This window comes from Micromonospora sediminimaris (assembly GCF_016863575.1).
GTDB lineage: Bacteria > Actinomycetota > Actinomycetes > Mycobacteriales > Micromonosporaceae > Micromonospora > Micromonospora sediminimaris.
This window is the reverse complement of sequence record NZ_BOPD01000014.1, coordinates 26,150-42,133: the sequence shown is the minus strand read 5'-3', so window position 1 is coordinate 42,133 and position 15,984 is coordinate 26,150. Positions and strand designations below refer to the sequence as shown.

General features: G+C 70.6%; 15 protein-coding genes and 1 riboswitch. Of the genes, 4 read left to right on the top strand and 11 right to left on the bottom strand.

Translation table 11 applies throughout. The features are described 5' to 3' along the window. Position 1: 1 nt before the first annotated feature. Genes paaC through paaA form a run of 3 tightly spaced genes read right to left on the bottom strand, consistent with a single transcriptional unit; the run spans position 2 to position 2,069 of the window. On the bottom strand, positions 2-727 hold the full coding sequence (gene paaC / locus Vse01_RS12365) for a 1,2-phenylacetyl-CoA epoxidase subunit PaaC (protein WP_093404005.1): 726 nt from the start codon (positions 725-727) through the stop codon (positions 2-4). Next, on the bottom strand, positions 724-1,011 hold the full coding sequence (gene paaB / locus Vse01_RS12360) for a 1,2-phenylacetyl-CoA epoxidase subunit PaaB (RefSeq protein ID WP_093404003.1): 288 nt from the start codon (positions 1,009-1,011) through the stop codon (positions 724-726). Before paaB ends, paaC begins: the two co-directional genes overlap by 4 nt. Next, a complete protein-coding gene (gene paaA, locus Vse01_RS12355) occupies positions 1,008-2,069 on the bottom strand; it encodes a 1,2-phenylacetyl-CoA epoxidase subunit PaaA (RefSeq protein WP_093404001.1) in 1,062 nt (353 codons plus the stop codon). Before paaA ends, paaB begins: the two co-directional genes overlap by 4 nt. Positions 2,070-2,425: 356 nt before the next feature. Between paaA and Vse01_RS12350 the strand changes: the two genes are divergently transcribed. Both Vse01_RS12350 and Vse01_RS12345 read left to right on the top strand, forming a co-directional pair. After that, positions 2,426-3,403 carry a hypothetical protein gene (locus tag Vse01_RS12350; protein ID WP_093403999.1) on the top strand — a complete coding sequence of 326 codons (978 nt, stop codon included), beginning with the start codon at positions 2,426-2,428 and terminating at the stop codon, positions 3,401-3,403. After that, positions 3,403-4,338, top strand: coding sequence for a serine hydrolase (locus Vse01_RS12345; protein WP_093403997.1), 936 nt, complete (start codon positions 3,403-3,405; stop codon positions 4,336-4,338). The genes Vse01_RS12350 and Vse01_RS12345 overlap by 1 nt, the downstream gene beginning before the upstream one ends. 169 nt (positions 4,339-4,507) lie before the next feature. Here the strand turns inward: Vse01_RS12345 and Vse01_RS12340 are convergent, their stop codons facing one another. Continuing rightward, positions 4,508-5,359: a menaquinone biosynthetic enzyme MqnA/MqnD family protein gene (locus tag Vse01_RS12340; RefSeq protein ID WP_093403995.1), complete on the bottom strand. Its 852-nt coding sequence runs from the start codon at positions 5,357-5,359 to the stop codon at positions 4,508-4,510. A gap of 239 nt (positions 5,360-5,598) precedes the next feature. Between Vse01_RS12340 and Vse01_RS12335 the strand changes: the two genes are divergently transcribed. Beyond that, positions 5,599-7,674 carry a HelD family protein gene (locus Vse01_RS12335; RefSeq protein WP_093403993.1) on the top strand — a complete coding sequence of 692 codons (2,076 nt, stop codon included), beginning with the start codon at positions 5,599-5,601 and terminating at the stop codon, positions 7,672-7,674. Positions 7,675-7,809: 135 nt separating this feature from the next. Next, on the top strand, positions 7,810-8,598 hold the full coding sequence (locus tag Vse01_RS12330) for a VOC family protein (protein WP_093404193.1): 789 nt from the start codon (positions 7,810-7,812) through the stop codon (positions 8,596-8,598). 51 nt (positions 8,599-8,649) lie between these two features. On the opposite strand, the gene Vse01_RS12325 is transcribed toward Vse01_RS12330, so the two are convergent. The 7 genes from Vse01_RS12325 to mqnE all read right to left on the bottom strand — a co-directional run bounded on the left by Vse01_RS12325 (position 8,650) and on the right by mqnE (position 15,856). Then, positions 8,650-9,453 carry an ABC transporter ATP-binding protein gene (locus tag Vse01_RS12325; protein ID WP_093403991.1) on the bottom strand — a complete coding sequence of 268 codons (804 nt, stop codon included), beginning with the start codon at positions 9,451-9,453 and terminating at the stop codon, positions 8,650-8,652. Next, positions 9,450-10,553: a FecCD family ABC transporter permease gene (locus Vse01_RS12320; protein WP_093403990.1), complete on the bottom strand. Its 1,104-nt coding sequence runs from the start codon at positions 10,551-10,553 to the stop codon at positions 9,450-9,452. Before Vse01_RS12320 ends, Vse01_RS12325 begins: the two co-directional genes overlap by 4 nt. A gap of 27 nt (positions 10,554-10,580) precedes the next feature. Beyond that, positions 10,581-11,516: an ABC transporter substrate-binding protein gene (locus Vse01_RS12315; RefSeq protein ID WP_093403988.1), complete on the bottom strand. Its 936-nt coding sequence runs from the start codon at positions 11,514-11,516 to the stop codon at positions 10,581-10,583. 109 nt (positions 11,517-11,625) lie between these two features. Continuing rightward, a riboswitch (cobalamin riboswitch) is annotated at positions 11,626-11,686 on the bottom strand. 169 nt (positions 11,687-11,855) lie between these two features. Further along, positions 11,856-13,736, bottom strand: a complete 1,881-nt coding sequence (locus tag Vse01_RS12310) for a M14 family metallopeptidase (protein ID WP_093403986.1) — start codon at positions 13,734-13,736, stop codon at positions 11,856-11,858. A 175-nt stretch (positions 13,737-13,911) separates the two neighbouring features. Continuing rightward, positions 13,912-14,202, bottom strand: coding sequence for a DUF4229 domain-containing protein (locus Vse01_RS12305; protein WP_093403985.1), 291 nt, complete (start codon positions 14,200-14,202; stop codon positions 13,912-13,914). A 37-nt stretch (positions 14,203-14,239) separates the two neighbouring features. After that, positions 14,240-14,662 (bottom strand): hypothetical protein, encoded by a 423-nt coding sequence (locus tag Vse01_RS12300; RefSeq protein WP_093403983.1) that lies wholly within the window; start codon positions 14,660-14,662, stop codon positions 14,240-14,242. 24 nt (positions 14,663-14,686) lie between these two features. Next, complete coding sequence (gene mqnE, locus Vse01_RS12295) at positions 14,687-15,856, bottom strand: aminofutalosine synthase MqnE (RefSeq protein WP_093403982.1); 1,170 nt, start codon at positions 15,854-15,856, stop codon at positions 14,687-14,689. Positions 15,857-15,984: the final 128 nt, after the last annotated feature.

Genomic DNA, 15,984 nt, shown 5'->3' with positions numbered 1-15,984 from the left:
GTCACCAGCGTGCCCCGGGGTGGGCGCGATGCACCACCTGCATCTCCGCGAGCAGGTACGACAGGTGTTCGGTGTGCACGCCGTCGCGCCCGCCGGCCGGCGTCCAGCCGACCTCCGGGAGGGTGAGCGTCGCCTCGGCTAGCACGGCGGTGACGGTGTCGTCGAACTCGGACCGCAGGGTCGCCGGGTCGACCGGCGCGTCCGGCCGGGCAGCGAACAACTCGTCGGCGTACGCCCAGACCTGGTCGATGCCGGCCTGCATCCGGCGGTGCGACTCCTCGGTCCCGTCGCCCAGCCGCCTCACCCACAGCGCGGCGTGGTCCAGGTGGTACGCGGACTCCTTGCGGGCCTTGCCGCCGATGGCGGCCAACCGCTCGTCCGGGCAGCCGGCCAGGGCGGTGTAGAGCGGCACCTGGTACGCCGACAGGACGAGCAGCTTCGCCATTGTCACCGCGAAGTCACCGTTCGGCAGCTCGACCAGCAGGCAGTTGCGGAACTCCCGGTCGTCGCGCAGGTACGCCAACGCGTCCTCGTCCCGGCCGGCGCCCTCCAGCTCGCCCGCGTACGACAGCAGGAGCCGGGCGGCACCGAGCTGGTCCAGGGCGATGTTGGACAGCGCGATGTCCTCCTCCATCTCCGGCGCCCGGGTGCTCCACTCGGCCAGCCGCTGCGCCGCGATGAGCGCGTCGTCGCCGAGGGCGAGGGTGAAGGGGAAGAGCTCGCTCACAGGTGTGCCACCCCGTCGGGTACCTCGTAGAAGGTGGGGTGGCGGTAGACCTTGTCGGCGGCCGGGTCGAAGAAGGCGTCCTTCTCGTCCGGGCTGGAGGCGGTGATGGCGCTCGCCGGCACCACCCAGATCGACACGCCCTCCTGCCGTCGGGTGTAGAGGTCACGGGCGTTACGCAGGGCCAGTTCCGCGTCGGGCGCGTGCAGGCTGCCGACGTGGGTGTGCGCCAGCCCGCGCCGGGCCCGGACGAAGACCTCCCAGAGCGGGGTGTGTTGCCGGCTCACGCTGCCACCTTCTCCTTTTCCTTCACCGCACGCTTGGCGGCGTACGCGGCGGCCGCCTCACGCACCCAGGCGCCCTCGCTGTGCGCGCGGCGCCGGTGCTCCATCCGCTGCCGGTTGCACGGCCCGTTGCCCTTGATCACCCGCATCAGCTCGTCGTAGTCGGGCTGGGTGAAGTCGTACGCCTGGCGCTCGTCGTTCCAGCGCAGTTCCGGATCGGGAAGGCGCAACCCGAGCGCTTCGGCCTGGCCGACGCACATGTCCACGAAGCGCTGGCGCAGCTCGTCGTTGGAGAAACGCTTGATCTTCCAGGCCATCGACTGGGCTGAGTGGGTGGAATCGCCGTCGGGTGGGCCGAACATGGCCAGGGACGGGTACCACCAGCGGTCCACCGAGTCCTGGGCCATCGCCTTCTGCGCCGCGGTGCCGTGCGCCAGGGTGTGCAGGATCTCGTAGCCCTGACGCTGATGGAAGGACTCTTCCTTGCAGACCCGGATCATGGCCCGGGCGTACGGGCCGTACGAGCAGCGGCACAGCGGCACCTGGTTGACGATCGCGGCACCGTCCACCAACCAACCGATCGCGCCGACGTCGGCCCAGCTCAGCGTGGGGTAGTTGAAGATCGAGCTGTACTTCTGCCGGCCGTCGAGCAGCAGGTCGACCAGCTCGTCCCGGCTCACGCCGAGAGTCTCGGCGGCGGCGTAGAGGTAAAGACCGTGTCCGGCCTCGTCCTGCACCTTGGCCAGCAGGATCGCCTTGCGCTTGAGGGACGGAGCGCGACTGATCCAGTTGCCCTCCGGCTGCATGCCGATGATCTCCGAGTGGGCGTGCTGGGCGATCTGCCGGATCAACGTCCGCCGGTACGCCTCCGGCATCCAGTCACGGGGCTCGATCTTCTGGTCGGCGTCGACGACCTCGGCGAAGTAGGCGGCCAGGTCACTGCCCGGCTCGGCGGCGGCACGGCCGCGTTCCGCGGCCGCACGCAACGCCGCCTCTGCGGCCTCGACCTCACCGAGCAGGCCGCCGGGCGCGTCCTCGCCCGGGAAGTCATTGCCATACATGTCCCCAGTGTTACAGCTGAGGGTAGAAGACGCCAGGGGGTGTCATACAAATTCGAGGCACCCCACTGTTACTCCCTGTTCGCCGTCCGTGGCGCAGGTAACTATGAATTCGGTCACGAATCAGCGACAAATCCTCGCAACGACCGCATAGCGGTTCGTTATCCCGCCTTCACGGCGAGTTGCCCGGTGTCGAGTCCTGGCATAACGCCGATCCGCACGTAGACTTCCCCCGTCACACCGATCGGCTGACGACGATCGCCAGCTCAGGCCGCTTCCCCCGGCCCAGGTGATCCGCACCGGTCAGTCCTGGCAACAAGCCGGTCCCCCCGGCCCCGACATCTGGAGCTCACCCGCTCATGCGACCTCGCGTGACCATGGTGCTCGCCGCGACGGCGGTACTGCTCGGCGGCGTCATGCTGGTGCCGGCCGCCTACGCCCGACTCTCGGCCGGCGAGGCGGAGGCCAGCCCGGAGAGCGTCGCCGCGCCCACACCCGCGCCACCGCCGCCGCCGACCCTTGCCGCCGGCAAGGTCTCGGTGAACTTCAAGGGCGAGTTCTTCTCCTGGGCACTGCTGGACCGGGAGACCGACCAACTCTCCGGCTCCAAGAACATGGCCGCGACAAGCTCGACCGAGTCGATGCTCAAGGCCTGGATCGTCGCCGACTACCTGCGCCAGCTCGGCGACAAGGAGCCGCCCGCGTCCCTGAAGAAGGCTGCCAGCCTGGCCATCCGGGACAGCAACGACGACGCGGCCAACAAGGTCTACGCCGCCGCGGGCGGTTCCTACCGCGCGCCCGGGAACGGGCAGCCCGGTCCGGTGCTCAAGGCGGCGATCAAGCTGTGCGGCCTGACCGACACCAAGCCCGGCAACGTCAAGGGCTACGAGGGTTGGTGGAGCTTCACCCGGATGTCCCCGCGCGACGCGGTACGGCTCGGCGACTGCATCGCCGACGGCACCGCCGCCGGACCCAAGTGGACGAAGTGGCTGCTCACCGAGATGAGCAAGGTTCGCGGCAGCACCGCCGCCAAGGACCAGAAGCCCCGGGAGGGCGGCGGCCGGTGGGGCATCATCGACGGCCTGCCGGAGTCGATCACCAGTCAGGGTCCGGTCAGCATCAAGAACGGCTGGACCGTCCTCAACTACGACGGCAACTGGCACGTCAACTGCCTGGCCGTGACTGACAAATGGAGCCTCGCGGTGATGCTGCGCTACCCCCGGCAGAGCGGGCTCGACTACGGGGCGGACGTCTGCGCGAGCGTCGCGAGCCAGTTGGTGACGCCGCAGCCCGGCGGTGCCCTCAAGGTGCCGCAGCAGCCGATCGGGAAGCTCTGATGGCCGGCCGCAGCCGCAACGGCGAGACATCGCCGCTGCGTCTGATCGCCATCGCCGCCGTACTGATCGGGCTGGTGCTGGTGTCGCTGCGCCTGCTGCCCGGGTCGCCCTTCGAGTCCACAGCCGCCGCCCAGTGGGGACGCGGCGAGTCACCGGCGGCCCGAGACGGCGCGCTGACCGACCGGAGCGCACGGCCGTCGCCGTCGCCCAGTCCCTCGCCGGAGCCCGAGCCGCTGCCGTTCGAGGCGAAGGAGATCGACCTGGACATCGACGGCTGGTACGCGTGGAGCGTGCTGGACCGCCGTTCGGGGGAGATCATCGGCTCGGACGACATGGACGAGACAAGCACCACCGCCTCTCTCATCAAGGCCTGGATCGTCGCGGACTACCTGCGCCGTACCGCCGACGCCGGGCAGACCCCGAGCGACGCGAAGCTGGCCGACCTGACCCGGATCATCCGGGACAGCGACAACACCCGCACCGAGCAGCTCTACACCCAGATCGGCCGGTCTGCCTCGATCAAGCGGCTGTTGTCCACCTGCGACCTGACCGACAGCAAGGTGTCCAGTGATCTCGGCTGGAGCCGTACCGAACTCTCCCCCCGGGACACCGCCCGCCTCGGCAACTGCATCGCCGACGGCACCGCCGCCGGCCCGAAGTGGACCAAGTGGCTGCTCAGCGAGATGCGTCAGGTACGCGGTGCCGGCGACTTCGGCATCCGTAAGGCGTTCCCGGCCGCCGAGGCGAAGAAGATCGCCATCAAGAACGGCTGGGTCGACCGCACCCGCGAGCAGGAGATGCACGTCAACTGCCTGGCGATCGGCGACACCTGGACGATGGGCGTGATGCTCCAGTACCCGATCAACAAGGGCTACGAGTACGGCATGAAGAACTGCGAGAAGATCACCGAAGCCCTCCTAACCCAAACCCCCTAACCCGCCCCGCCCCTCGCCGCGCCCCACCCCTCGCCGCGCGCCGCCCCTCGCCGCGCGCCGATCTTGCACTTTTGGTCGCTGAAACGCGGCTTATGCCCGAAAAGCGGCGACGAAAGTGCAAGATCGCGGAGACGGGGAGGGTGGGGAGGGTGGGGAGGGTGGGGGTGGGTTAGCGGGTGAAGAAGGTGGGGCCGGTGGGGGGCAGGGGCGGGGTTTCGCCGTGGGCGGCGGCGCGGCGGGCGAACTCGCGGATGCCGGCGACCTGACGTTCGCCGAGGGAGAAGTCCAAGGCGCGGAAGTACTCCGCGAGAGTGCTCGCGTCGAAGGGTTCCCACCGGGCGGCCGACTCGGCGACCTGGTCCAGCTCGGCCAGGCACAGGTCGCGCGAGCGCAGGAACGCCTCGTGCACCTCCTTGACCAACCCGGGATGCGCTGCGGCGAAGTCACGGCGGACCGCCCAGACGGCGAAGACCATCGGCAGCCCGGTCCACTCCCGCCACGCCTGACCCAGGTCGGTCACGGTCAGCCCCTGCCGGGGTGCCTCGTACATCGCCCGCAGCGCCACGTCGCCGATCAACACCGCGGCGTCGGCCTCCAGCAGCATCTGGGTCAGGTCCGGCGGACACCTGAAGTACTCCGGGCGGACCCCGTACCGCTCGCGCAGCAGCAACTGGGCGAGCAGCACTCCGGTGCGCGAGGTGGAGCCCAGCGCCACCCGTGCACCGTCGAGGTCGGCCAACGGCCGGGTGCTCACCAGATTGACCGACAGCACCGGCCCGTCGCTGCCCACGGCCAGGTCGGGCAGGAGCAGCAGTTCGTCGGCGTGCTTCAGGTACTCGACGAAGGTGATCGGCCCGATGTCCAGGTCTCCGGCGACGAGTTGGGCGCTGAGCCGGTCCGGCGAGTCCTTGCGCAAATCGACATCGAGCAGGGCGCCGGAGCGCATCAGCCCCCAGTAGATGGGCAGGCAGTTGAGGAACTGGATGTGCCCCACGCGGGGGCGGGCGAGGCGCTCGACCATGCCCCGACCGTATCCCCACCGCCCGTGACCTGCTCAGCCGGACGTCGCGGAAGTGGCCAACCCCGCACCCGCCGCTGCCTGGGCCGGGAAGAAAACCGGTTGTCCACGGCACGCCCTCCAGTAGGCTGTTCGTTCCGCCCGACGGCCGCGGTGAGTAGCACCGCAGCGGACGTCCCCGCGCCGACCCACGAGTCGGAAACGCGAGCGGCAGCCTTCTTCCCGTGTCGAGGAGTCCGTGGATGAGCCTGCACGCCGAAAAAATCCCCCAGCCACCCGCGCTGGACGACGAACTGGCCGCCGAACGGGCGCACCTGACCCGCTCGCGGGCGGCGCTGCACCGGATGCGGGAACGCGCCGAGGCGCTCTTCGCCACCGGCGACAAGGTGGCCGGGGACGCGTACACCGCCGAGCAGCTCGGCCGGCACCTTGCCCGGCGGGTCGCCGAACTGGCCGACGACCCGCGCACGCCGCTCTTCTTCGGCCGGCTCGACTTCGGCGACGCGGATGCCGAACACGCCGGCCGCCGCTACCACGTCGGCCGCCGGCACGTCACCGACGAGCAGGGCGAACCGTTGGTGCTGGACTGGCGGGCACCGGTCTCGCGCGCGTTCTACCGGGCAAGTGCCCGCAATCCGCAGGGCCTGGCGGTACGCCGCCGGTTCGGTTTCAACGACGGCAAGCTGACCAGCTTCGAGGACGAGCACCTGGACCGGGGCGAGGAACTCGGCACGGCCAGCCGGATCCTCACCGCCGAGATCGAGCGTCCCCGGGTCGGGCCGATGCGGGACATCGTCGCCACCATCCAACCCGAGCAGGACGAACTCGTCCGGGCCGACCTGGCCGACTCGATCTGCGTGCAGGGTGCCCCGGGCACCGGCAAGACCGCCGTCGGGTTGCACCGGGCGGCGTACCTGCTCTACCTGCACCGGGAACGGCTACGACGGTCGAAGGTGCTGGTCGTGGGCCCGAACCGGGCGTTCCTCGGCTACATCGCGGCGGTGCTGCCCGCGCTCGGTGAGGTCGAGGTGGAGCAGGCCACCGTGGAGGACCTGGTCGGCCGGGTGCCGGTACGCGCGGTGGACCCGCCGGTCGTGGCCACGCTCAAGCACGACGCCCGAATGGCCGAAGTGCTGCGCCGGGCCGTCGACGCGTACGTCGGCGAGCCGACGGAACCGGTGCTCGTCTCCGACGGCTCGTTCCGCTGGCGGATCGGACTGGAGCCGCTGCACCGGCTGGTCCAGGACACCCGCGCGGAGCGTCTGCCGTACGCCGTCGGGCGGGACCGGGTCCGGGCCCGGGTGGTCGGACTGCTGCAACGGCAGGCCGAGGCGCGGCGCGCGGAGTCGCCGAGCGATGCGTGGCTGCGCCGGATGAGCCGGTCGAAGCCGGTCGCCGGGTTCCTGGACGCCGTGTGGCCCGCGCTCACGCCGGACGGCCTGCTGCACGCGCTGTACACCGAGCCGGACCGGCTCGCCCAGGCCGCTGACGGCCTGCTCAGTGCCGACGAGCAGCGGCTGCTGACCAGTGCCGGGTCCGGCCGTACCACCACCGGAACCGGATTGGGGCGGACGGCGAAGGCGACCCGGTGGACGGCCGCCGACGCCGTGCTGGTCGACGAGGCGGCCGGCCTGCTCGAACGACCGGCCGGCTACGGACATGTCGTGGTGGACGAGGCCCAGGACCTCTCAGCGATGCAGTGCCGGGTCATCGCCCGACGCAGTGAGCACGGCTCGCTCACGCTCCTCGGCGACCTGGCGCAGGCCACCGCGCCGTGGGCCGCCAGCGACTGGCGGGACAGCCTGCGCCATCTGGGCAAGCCGGACGCGACGGTGGTGCCGTTGACAATCGGGTTCCGGGTGCCCGCCGCCGTGCTGGCCTTCGCCAACCGGCTGCTTCCGGCGCTGGCTGTCGACGTGCCGCCGGCCGAGTCGCTGCGCAGCGACGGCGCGCTCGCGGTGCGTACCGTCAGCGATCTGGCGGCCGCGACGGTGGCCGAGGTGCGGACGGCGCTCACGCACGAAGGGTCGATCGCCGTCATCGCCGCCGACGACACCGTGGACGGGCTGCGGGCGGCGCTGGCCGAGGCGGGGGTGGAGACCGCGACCGCCGACGGGCCGGCAGCCGGGGCGCGCGTCACGGTGATGCCCGCGACCCTGGTCAAGGGTCTGGAGTACGACCACGTCATCGCGGTCGAACCGGCCGCCATCGCGACCGCCGAGTCACGCGGCCTGAACCGGCTGTACGTGGTGCTCACCCGGGCGGTGTCCCGACTGTCCGTGCTGCACGTCGCTCCGCTGCCCGCACCGCTCGGCTGACCTCGACCGGCGGGATCGGAGTCGCCGGTTCAGTTGACGTTCCCCCGGTTTCCACCCCGGACAGCAGCGGGCCGGTGCCACCATGCCGAGAAGGGCGGCCGGCCGGTGGTCGCCGCAGGTCGGAAAGGGGTGGCCGTGGTCAGCGTCGCACCGGGTACGCCCTGTTGGGCCGACCTGGCGACGCCGGGGCTCGACGCGGCCCGACGGTTCTACCCGGAGCTGTTCGGCTGGACCGGCCGGATCGACCCCGAGCCGGAGGCCGGCGGGTACACGGTCTTTCTGCTGGATGGCCGGGCGGTGGCCGGGGCAGGCCCGCCGGCGGTGCCGGATCAGGTGCCGATCTGGTCGACGTACGTGGCCACCGACGACGCCGATCTGGTCGCCGGCCGGGTGGAGCGGGCCGGCGGGCAGGTCGTGGTGCCGCCGTTCGAGGTTTTCGACCGGGGTCGGATGGCGGTCTTCACCGATCCCGCCGGAGCCGCCTTCAGTGTCTGGCAGCCGATGGCCTTCGCCGGGGCCGAGGTGTTCGACGTGCCCGGTGCGATGAGCTGGACCGAACTGGTGACCCCCGATCCCGACGGGGCACGGATCTTCTACGAGCTGGTCTTCGGTTGGCAGCCGGAGGAGGAGCCGATGGGTCAGGTCGCGTACACCGGGTGGCGGCTGGGCGATCGGCTGGTGGCGGGGATGATGCCGCCGCTGGGCGAGGAGTTCCCGACCAACTCGCCGGCCTACTGGACGCTGTACTTCTCCGTCGCCGACGCCGACGCCACCGCCGCCCGCGCCGCCGAACTGGGCGGCACCATCCTGGTGCCACCGCGCGACATCCCCGCCGGCCGCGTTACCGCCCTCCGCGACCCCCACGGCGCCCTCTTCTCCCTAATCTCCCTAACCACCCCCACACCCCCACGCCCTACGCGTTGATCAAGAAGTTTGCGTCTGGATCCGCGTCCTCCCGCGACCAAAACTTCTTGATCAACGCGACTTGAGGGTGGGGCGGGTGGGGAGGACGAGGGGGCCGTGGGGGCCGGGGATGACGCGGACGTGGGCGCGGTAGTGACGGGCGAGCAGGTCCTCGGTGAGGACCTCGTCGGGGGGGCCGGAGGCGACGACGCGGCCGTCGGCCAGCAGCACCATGCGGTCGGCGTACTCGCCGGCGATGGACAGGTCGTGCATGGTGGCCAGCACCGTGAGGCCGTGCGTCCGACGTAGCTGGTCAACCAGTTCGAGGACCTCCTGCTGATGGCCGATGTCGAGGGCGCTGGTGGGCTCGTCGAGCAGCAGCAGGGTGGCGCCCTGGGCCAGCGCCCGGGCCAGGAAGACCCGCTGCCGCTCACCGCCGGAGAGGGTGGCCAACTCCCGGGCGTGGAAGCCGGTGAGGTCCAGCCGGTCGAGCACCTCGTGCACCACGGCCAGGTCGGCGGCGGACTCCCGGCCCAACGGCGGGATGTACGGGTTACGACCGAGCAGCACGTAGTCCAGCACCGCCATGCCGGGCGGTACGACGGGTGACTGGGCGACCGTGGCCACCACCCGGGCCCGTTCCCGGCGGCGCAGCTCGCCCAGTGGCGTACCGAAGAGGCGGACGGCGTCCGGTGCGGGGAGCAGGCCGCCGACGGCGCGCAGCAACGTCGACTTGCCCGCGCCGTTGGGGCCGATCACCGTGACCCACTCGCCGGTGGCGACGGTCAGGTCGACGCCCGCGAGGATCGGCGTACCGTCCAGGCTGATCCGCAGGTCGCGCAGGTCGACGGCGGGCGCGGCCGACGAGTCGCTCATGTCAGCACCCGCCGGGCGGAGCGCAGCACCACCACGAAGAACGGGCCGCCCAGCAGCGCGGTCACCACCCCGATCGGGATCTCCTGCGGTGCGGCGGCGGTCCGCGCCACCACGTCGGTCAGCGCCAGGAAGGCACCCCCGAACAGCAGCGACAGCGGCAGGATCACCCGGTAGCTCGCCCCGGCGAGCATCCGGACGGTGTGCGGCACGATGATGCCGACGAAGCCGATCAGGCCGGAGGCGGAGACGGCGGCGGCGGTGCCCAGCGAGGCGGCGGCGATCAGCAGGTACCGGGACCGCTGCGGATGCAGGCCGAGGCTGGCCGCCTCGTCGTCGCCGACCGACAGCACGTCCAGCTCCCGCCGGTGCAGCAGGATGATCAGGCTGGTCAGCAGGAAGTACGGCAGCACCAGCCGGACGTCCTGCCAGCCGGCGGTGGCCAGCCGCCCGAGCAGCCAGGAGTACACCTGCTGGATGCTCTCCGCGTTTCGTTGCAGCAGGTACGTCTGCCCGGCGCTGAGGAACGCGGAGACGGCCACCCCGGCCAGGATCAGGGTGGCCGGGGAGCGGCTGCGTCCGCCGGCAGAGCCGAGCAGGTAGGTCATCGCCACCGCGCCGAGGGAGCCGACGAAGGCGGCCAGCGGGATGGTGACCGGCAGCCCGCTCAACGCGCCGCCCGCGCCCACTCCCAGGGTCAGCACCACGGTGACCGCCAGCCCGGCCCCGGCCGCTACGCCGAGCAGGTACGGGTCGGCCAACGGGTTGCGGAACACCCCCTGGTACGCGCCGCCGGCCAGGGCGAGCAGCCCACCGACCAGCAGACCCAGCACCGCCCGGGGCAGCCGTAGCTCGGTGACGATGGCGATCTCCCGCTCGGTCAATCCGCTGTCCAGGCTTACCCCGGGTAGCAGATTGAGCAGTTCGATCGCGACGCTGCCGGGCGGCAGGCTGACCGGGCCGAGCGAGACCCCGGCCACCAGCGCGACGAGCACGGCGAGCACTCCGGCGGCGAGCCAGCGTTTCCGCAGGCCCGCCGGCCGGGGCGGGGTGGCCGCCCCGGCCGGCGCGACGGGGCGGCCGCGCTTCAGCACGTCGTGCATGACCCGGTCAGCGCCCAGCGGCCAGCGTCACTGGGACACCTTGGCGGTGGCGTCCACGATGGTCCGCAACAGGTCCACCACACGCGGCCCCCACCGGGAGGCGATGTCGTCGTCGAGCTCCACGACCTGGTCCTGCTGCACCGCGGTGAGCGAACTCCAGCCGCTGCGCGCCTTGACCGTCGCGGCGCTCTGCTGGCAGCACTTGACGTCGGAGAGGAAGACGAAGTCGGGGTTGGCCTTGACGATCACTTCCTGGGACAGCTGCGGGTAGCCGCCGTTCTTTCCGTCGGCGTCGGACGCGTCGGCGATGTTCTCCAGCCCGGCGAGGCTGTAGATCGAGCCGATGAAGGTCTTGCTGGTCGCGGTGTACAGCTCCGGACCCAGCTCGTGGAAGTAGGTGGGCGCCTCGGCGCGCTGCGGCACCTCGGCCACGATCTTCGTGATGTCGTCCTTCATCCGCTGGACCACGTCGGCCGCCGCGTCGGCGTTGCCGGTGAGCGTGCCCAGCTCGGTGAGCTGCCGGTACGAGTCGTCGAGGGTCTGCGCCGCCGGAGTCAGGTAGACCGGGATCTTGAGCGTGGTGAGCTGCTCGACGATCTTGTTGCGGTCGTCGCTGAGCACCACCAGGTCGGGGTCCTTGGCGGCGACCGCCTCGGCGTTCGGCTGGTAGCCGGAGAGGTCCGTCTTCGGCGCGTCGGCGGGGAAGTTGGACTGGTCGTCCACCGCAGCGACCTGCGGACCGGCGCCGATCGCGAAGAGCATCTCGGTGGCCGTCGCCGACAGCGAGACGATCTTCTCCGGTCGCTGTTCCAAGGTCAGCGAACCGACGGTGACGGGGAAGGTGGCGGCGCTGGGGCTGCCGCTGGCGGCGGGGGTGTCGGGGGTCTGCTCGGCGCAGGCGCCGAGCGCGAGCGCAGCCGCCGCCAGGCTGGCGGCGAAGACCACGGGGGTACGTCTGAACATCGGTCCTCCTGTCGGTCGAGGATGTGCTGCTTCGCCGACAGGGAGCCGAGGCACCCGTCCGCGAGGCGCCCTTCCTCGAGAGCGCGAATCGCGACCGCGCCCCAGGCGACCTGGCTCGTCCCCGGTAACGGGGCATCACAGTTGCGGGACAGCGCCGGTGTCGCACCGGCTTCGCTGGAACGGGTCGGTAAGACCGTAGCGCACGTCGCGTCGGTGCCCCGCCGAGCAGGCCGTCGCGCTGCCGGAGGCCCGGCGGTGAGCGCCGGGAGAAAGCCGGTCTGCCCGTTTGGTCCCTGGAACGGGGCCCCGCGCGAGGGGATGGCGGGGCCCCGTCCGATTTCAGGAGGAGGTGATGGTGACGTTGTCCACAGCCGCTTCGACGAGGCTGGCGGTCGAGGTGTCCGCGGCCTCCACCAGGATCCGGATGGACTGGCCGGCGTACGGAGTGAGGTTGAGGTTCGACACCGTCCAGGCACCGTTGCGGTTGCTGGCCGCGCCGGCCTGGGTGAGCAGCGCCGTGGTGCCGCCGCTGTGCACCACGCTGACCCGGAAGTAGTCCGCCGACGACGAGTTGGAACCGTGCGCCAGGTACCACGCCAGCGACAAGGTCAACGTGCCGCTGGCTGGCAGGGCGACAGCCGGCGAGCGGGCGCTTGTCACCCCGCCGTCGATGTCGTAGTCACCCGCGCCGCTGCCGGCCAGGCGGCCGGTCACCAGGTCGTTGCTGCCCGCGTACGGGGTGAGCTGCTTGGCCCCGCTGGAGCTGGTGGCCTGCCCGGCGCCCCGTTCCCACTGCCCGGTGGTCGCGGTGTCGGTGCCGTTGGGGTTTGTCGTCCAGCCGGTCGAGGTCTCGAAGGTGTCCGACCAGACCGTGGTCCCTCCGCCACCGCTGCCGCAGTACTGGGCCTGCTTGCCGATGGCCCGGTACGGGCAGTCGGCGTACTCGGAGAGGATCAGCACCGCCTCGCGGTTGCGCGAGGTCTGCTGCGGGATGACCTCGTCGGGCGGGTAGAAGCCGCCACCGGAGGCCGAGCCCGGATACAGCTCGAAGGTGTACGCCCAGATGCCGTGTGTCGCCCACATCCAGTCGATGCTGCTGCCGTCGGTGACGTACAGGTCGCTTGACTGCTGCGGGGTGAAGCCGTTTGTCGCCGCCATCTGCTGGCCGATGGTGGCGAAGGTGTTGTACTGGTCGGCGCTCATCCCCGGGGCGGTGTTGTTGTACGTGTAGCCGTACGGCCAGAGCACCAGCTCGGAGTAGGTGTGGAAGTCGATGTTCGCCTTGATCTGCTGCACTCCGCCGACGACCCGGCTGTTTACGAAGTTGCGCAGCGCCTGCGTCTCGGGGGCGGAGAACGCCGACGGACCCCGGTAGGTGTCCGAGGAGGTGGAGCCGGACGAGCCGCCGCAGCAGCCCCAGTTGTAGCTCCAGTTCCGGTTCAGGTCGGTGCCGACGTACGACGATCCGCTGTTGGGTTGGCGGTTCTTGCGCCACGACCGGTAGGAGCCGGTGGCGATGTCGTACTCGCTGCCGTCCGGGTTGACCGAGGGCACGACCCAGATCTCCCGGTTGTTGACCAGGCTGGTGATGCGGGAGTCGGAGCCGTAGTTGTCGGTGAAGAGGTTGAGCAGGTAGAGCGCCATCTCGACGGTCAGGTGCTCCCGGGCGTGCTGCTGGGCGTTGAACAGGATCTCCGGCTCGTTCTCGTCGGTGGCGACGTTGTCGGAGATCTTCACCGCGACCAGGTCGCGGCCCTCGTACGAGCTGCCGATGCTGACCTTCCGCGCGAGCGTCGGATGATCGGCCACCACCTTGTTCACCGCCGCGATCATCTCCGGGTAGTCGTGGTAGTTGGAGTCGGCCGACGGGAAGCCGAGGAGCCCGACGTCGCCTTCCGCCTGTCCCCGTTCGGTCGGCAGCGCGGCGATCGCCTCCAGCCGGAACCCGAGCCGGGTGATGGCGGCGGCTTCGGCTCGGGTGGCCGAGACGTGCAGCACCCCGTGCTCGGAGTAGTCGATGGCGGCACCCGTACGGGCGACCGCGCTGCGATCGGCGAGCGTCTTCGGGCCGAGTACCCGGTAGGGCACGGCGGCCGATTGTTGGTCCCGGTTGGGCGCCGGTTCGGCGGAGACCGGTGGCGCGGCGATGGTGAGCAGGCCGAGCCCGGCGGCGACGATGAGCGCCAGGGCACGGCGGACGGGGATGGAACGGAAGGCCATGGACAACCTCCTGGAGGCGCGGGGATCCCCCGCTCGGTAGCGGACAGCCCACCACCTGTCACATGGTCATATCAATATCGATCGCTGTTTGGCCCATCCCAACCGGATACTCATGTCCGCGACATGTTCCCGTCGACCGCACGCCACGTAACCGGAGACCAGGTCGCCGGGGCGCTCAGCCCTTCTCGTCGGTGGGCCGGTCGCCCGTCGCGCCGTCGGCCTGGTCGTCGCCGGCCAGGGCGGACCGCAGCCGCTCCTTCTCCACGCGACGACGCTCGGCGGCGGCGGCCATCTCCTCGGCCATCTCGTCACGCCAGCCTTTGAGCAGGAAGAACGAGAGCGCTGCGGAGAACAGCAGCGCCAGGATCAACTTGAGGAAGATGTCCATGTCGACCGGCCAGAGGGCCGCCACCACGACCACGAACAGACCGATCCGGCCGAGCGTGTACTTGACCGCCGCACTCACGTTCGTTCGCTCCGCTCGCTCACGTCGTCACTCTGCCTCAGCCGGTCCGGTTGGCCAGCCAGCGCACGCCGGGAAACCAGATCATCGCGTACACCACGGTGAACGTGGTCGCGGCGAGCACGCCGGACAGCAGCGGCGGCAGCGTCGTGGCCACACCGGCCACCAGCAGCCCGGAGACCACCGCCATCGCCACGGCCACCAGCGCGGCCACCACCCGGGGCGCCCCGAAATCCCACGCCCGGAAGTCCTCCCAGAACAGCCAGGCGGGCAGGATCACGGCGAGCCAGCCGTTGGCCTGGCCGAACTCACCGGCACCGAACCAGGCGAAGGCCACGTCGAAGATCACCAGCACCAGCAGCCCGATGACCACCCCGGCCAGGCCGACACCCACCAGGTCACCCAGGGTCCGGATCCGCCCCTCGGCGTCCCGGCGGGGAAACGCGCTCTGCTGCTCGGTCATCGTCGTGCCAGGGTACGCGTCGGATCAGGCCCAGACCTGCTGCGGCTCGGCCCGACGCTCGGCCAGCGTGGGTGCGGCGTCGTACTCGCGGACCACCTCGTAGCGGGTGTTGCGCTCGACCGGGCGGAACCCGGCGTCCCAGATGAGGTGCAGCAGGTCGTCGCGGTGCATGGTGTTCGGCGTCCCGTACGAGTCGGCGTCGTGGGTGATCTTGTATTCCACGACCGAGCCGTCCAGGTCGTCGACACCGAAGTTGAGCGAGAGCTGGGCCACCGACAGGCCGTGCATGACCCAGAAGCACTTGACGTGCGGGACGTTATCGAACAGCAGCCGGGAGACCGCGAAGGTCTTCAGCGACTCGGCCGGTGAGGCCATGGTGGTGCGGGCCTGGATCCGGTTACGGATCTTCCCGTCCGCCGAGTCGACGAAATCGTGCTGGTAGCGCAGCGGGATGAAGACCAGGAAGCCGCCGGTCTCGTCCTGCAACTCACGCAGCCGCAGCACGTGGTCGACCCGGTGCCGGGGCTCCTCGATGTGGCCGTAGAGCATGGTCGACGGGGTCTTCATCCCCTTGCTGTGCGCCAGCCGGTGGATCCGGGACCAGTCCTCCCAGTGGCAGGCGTGGTCGACGATGTGCTGGCGGATCTCCCAGTCGAAGATCTCCGCGCCGCCACCGGTCAGCGACTCCAGGCCCGCGTCCATCAACTCGTCGAGGATCTCGTCGGCGCCCAGCCCGCTGATCTTCTCGAACCACTGCACCTCGGTCGCGGTGAACGCCTTCAGCTTGACGTTCGGCAGCGCGGCCTTCAGCTCGCGCAGGACCTTGGGGTAGTAGCGCCAGGGCAGGGTCGGGTGCAGGCCGTTGACGATGTGCAGCTCGGTGAGCTGCTCGTCCTCCATCTCCTTGGCCTTGCGGACCGCCTCGTCGATGCGCATGGTGTACGCGTCCTTCTCGCCCGGCTTGCGCTGGAAGGAGCAGTACGCGCAGCTCGCGCTGCACACGTTGGTGAGGTTCAGGTGCCGGTTGACGTTGAACATCACCCGGTCACCGTTCATCTCGGTGCGCCTGTGGTGGGCCAGTCGCCCCAACCAGGTCAGGTCGTCGCTGGAGTAGAGGGCGATCCCGTCCTCACGAGTCAGCCGCTCCCCCGCGTACACCTTCGCTTCGAGCTCGCGCTTGAGTCCGGCGTCCATCGAAAGCCCCGTCCCCTTCCACCTGCGGTCGCGACCGGAACACGGTCGCCACCCGAGCCTACGTCGGCCGCGTCGGCAACTCACACCGTGGTGGTCAGCAGCGAACTCTCAGCCTCCCGTTATCCGGC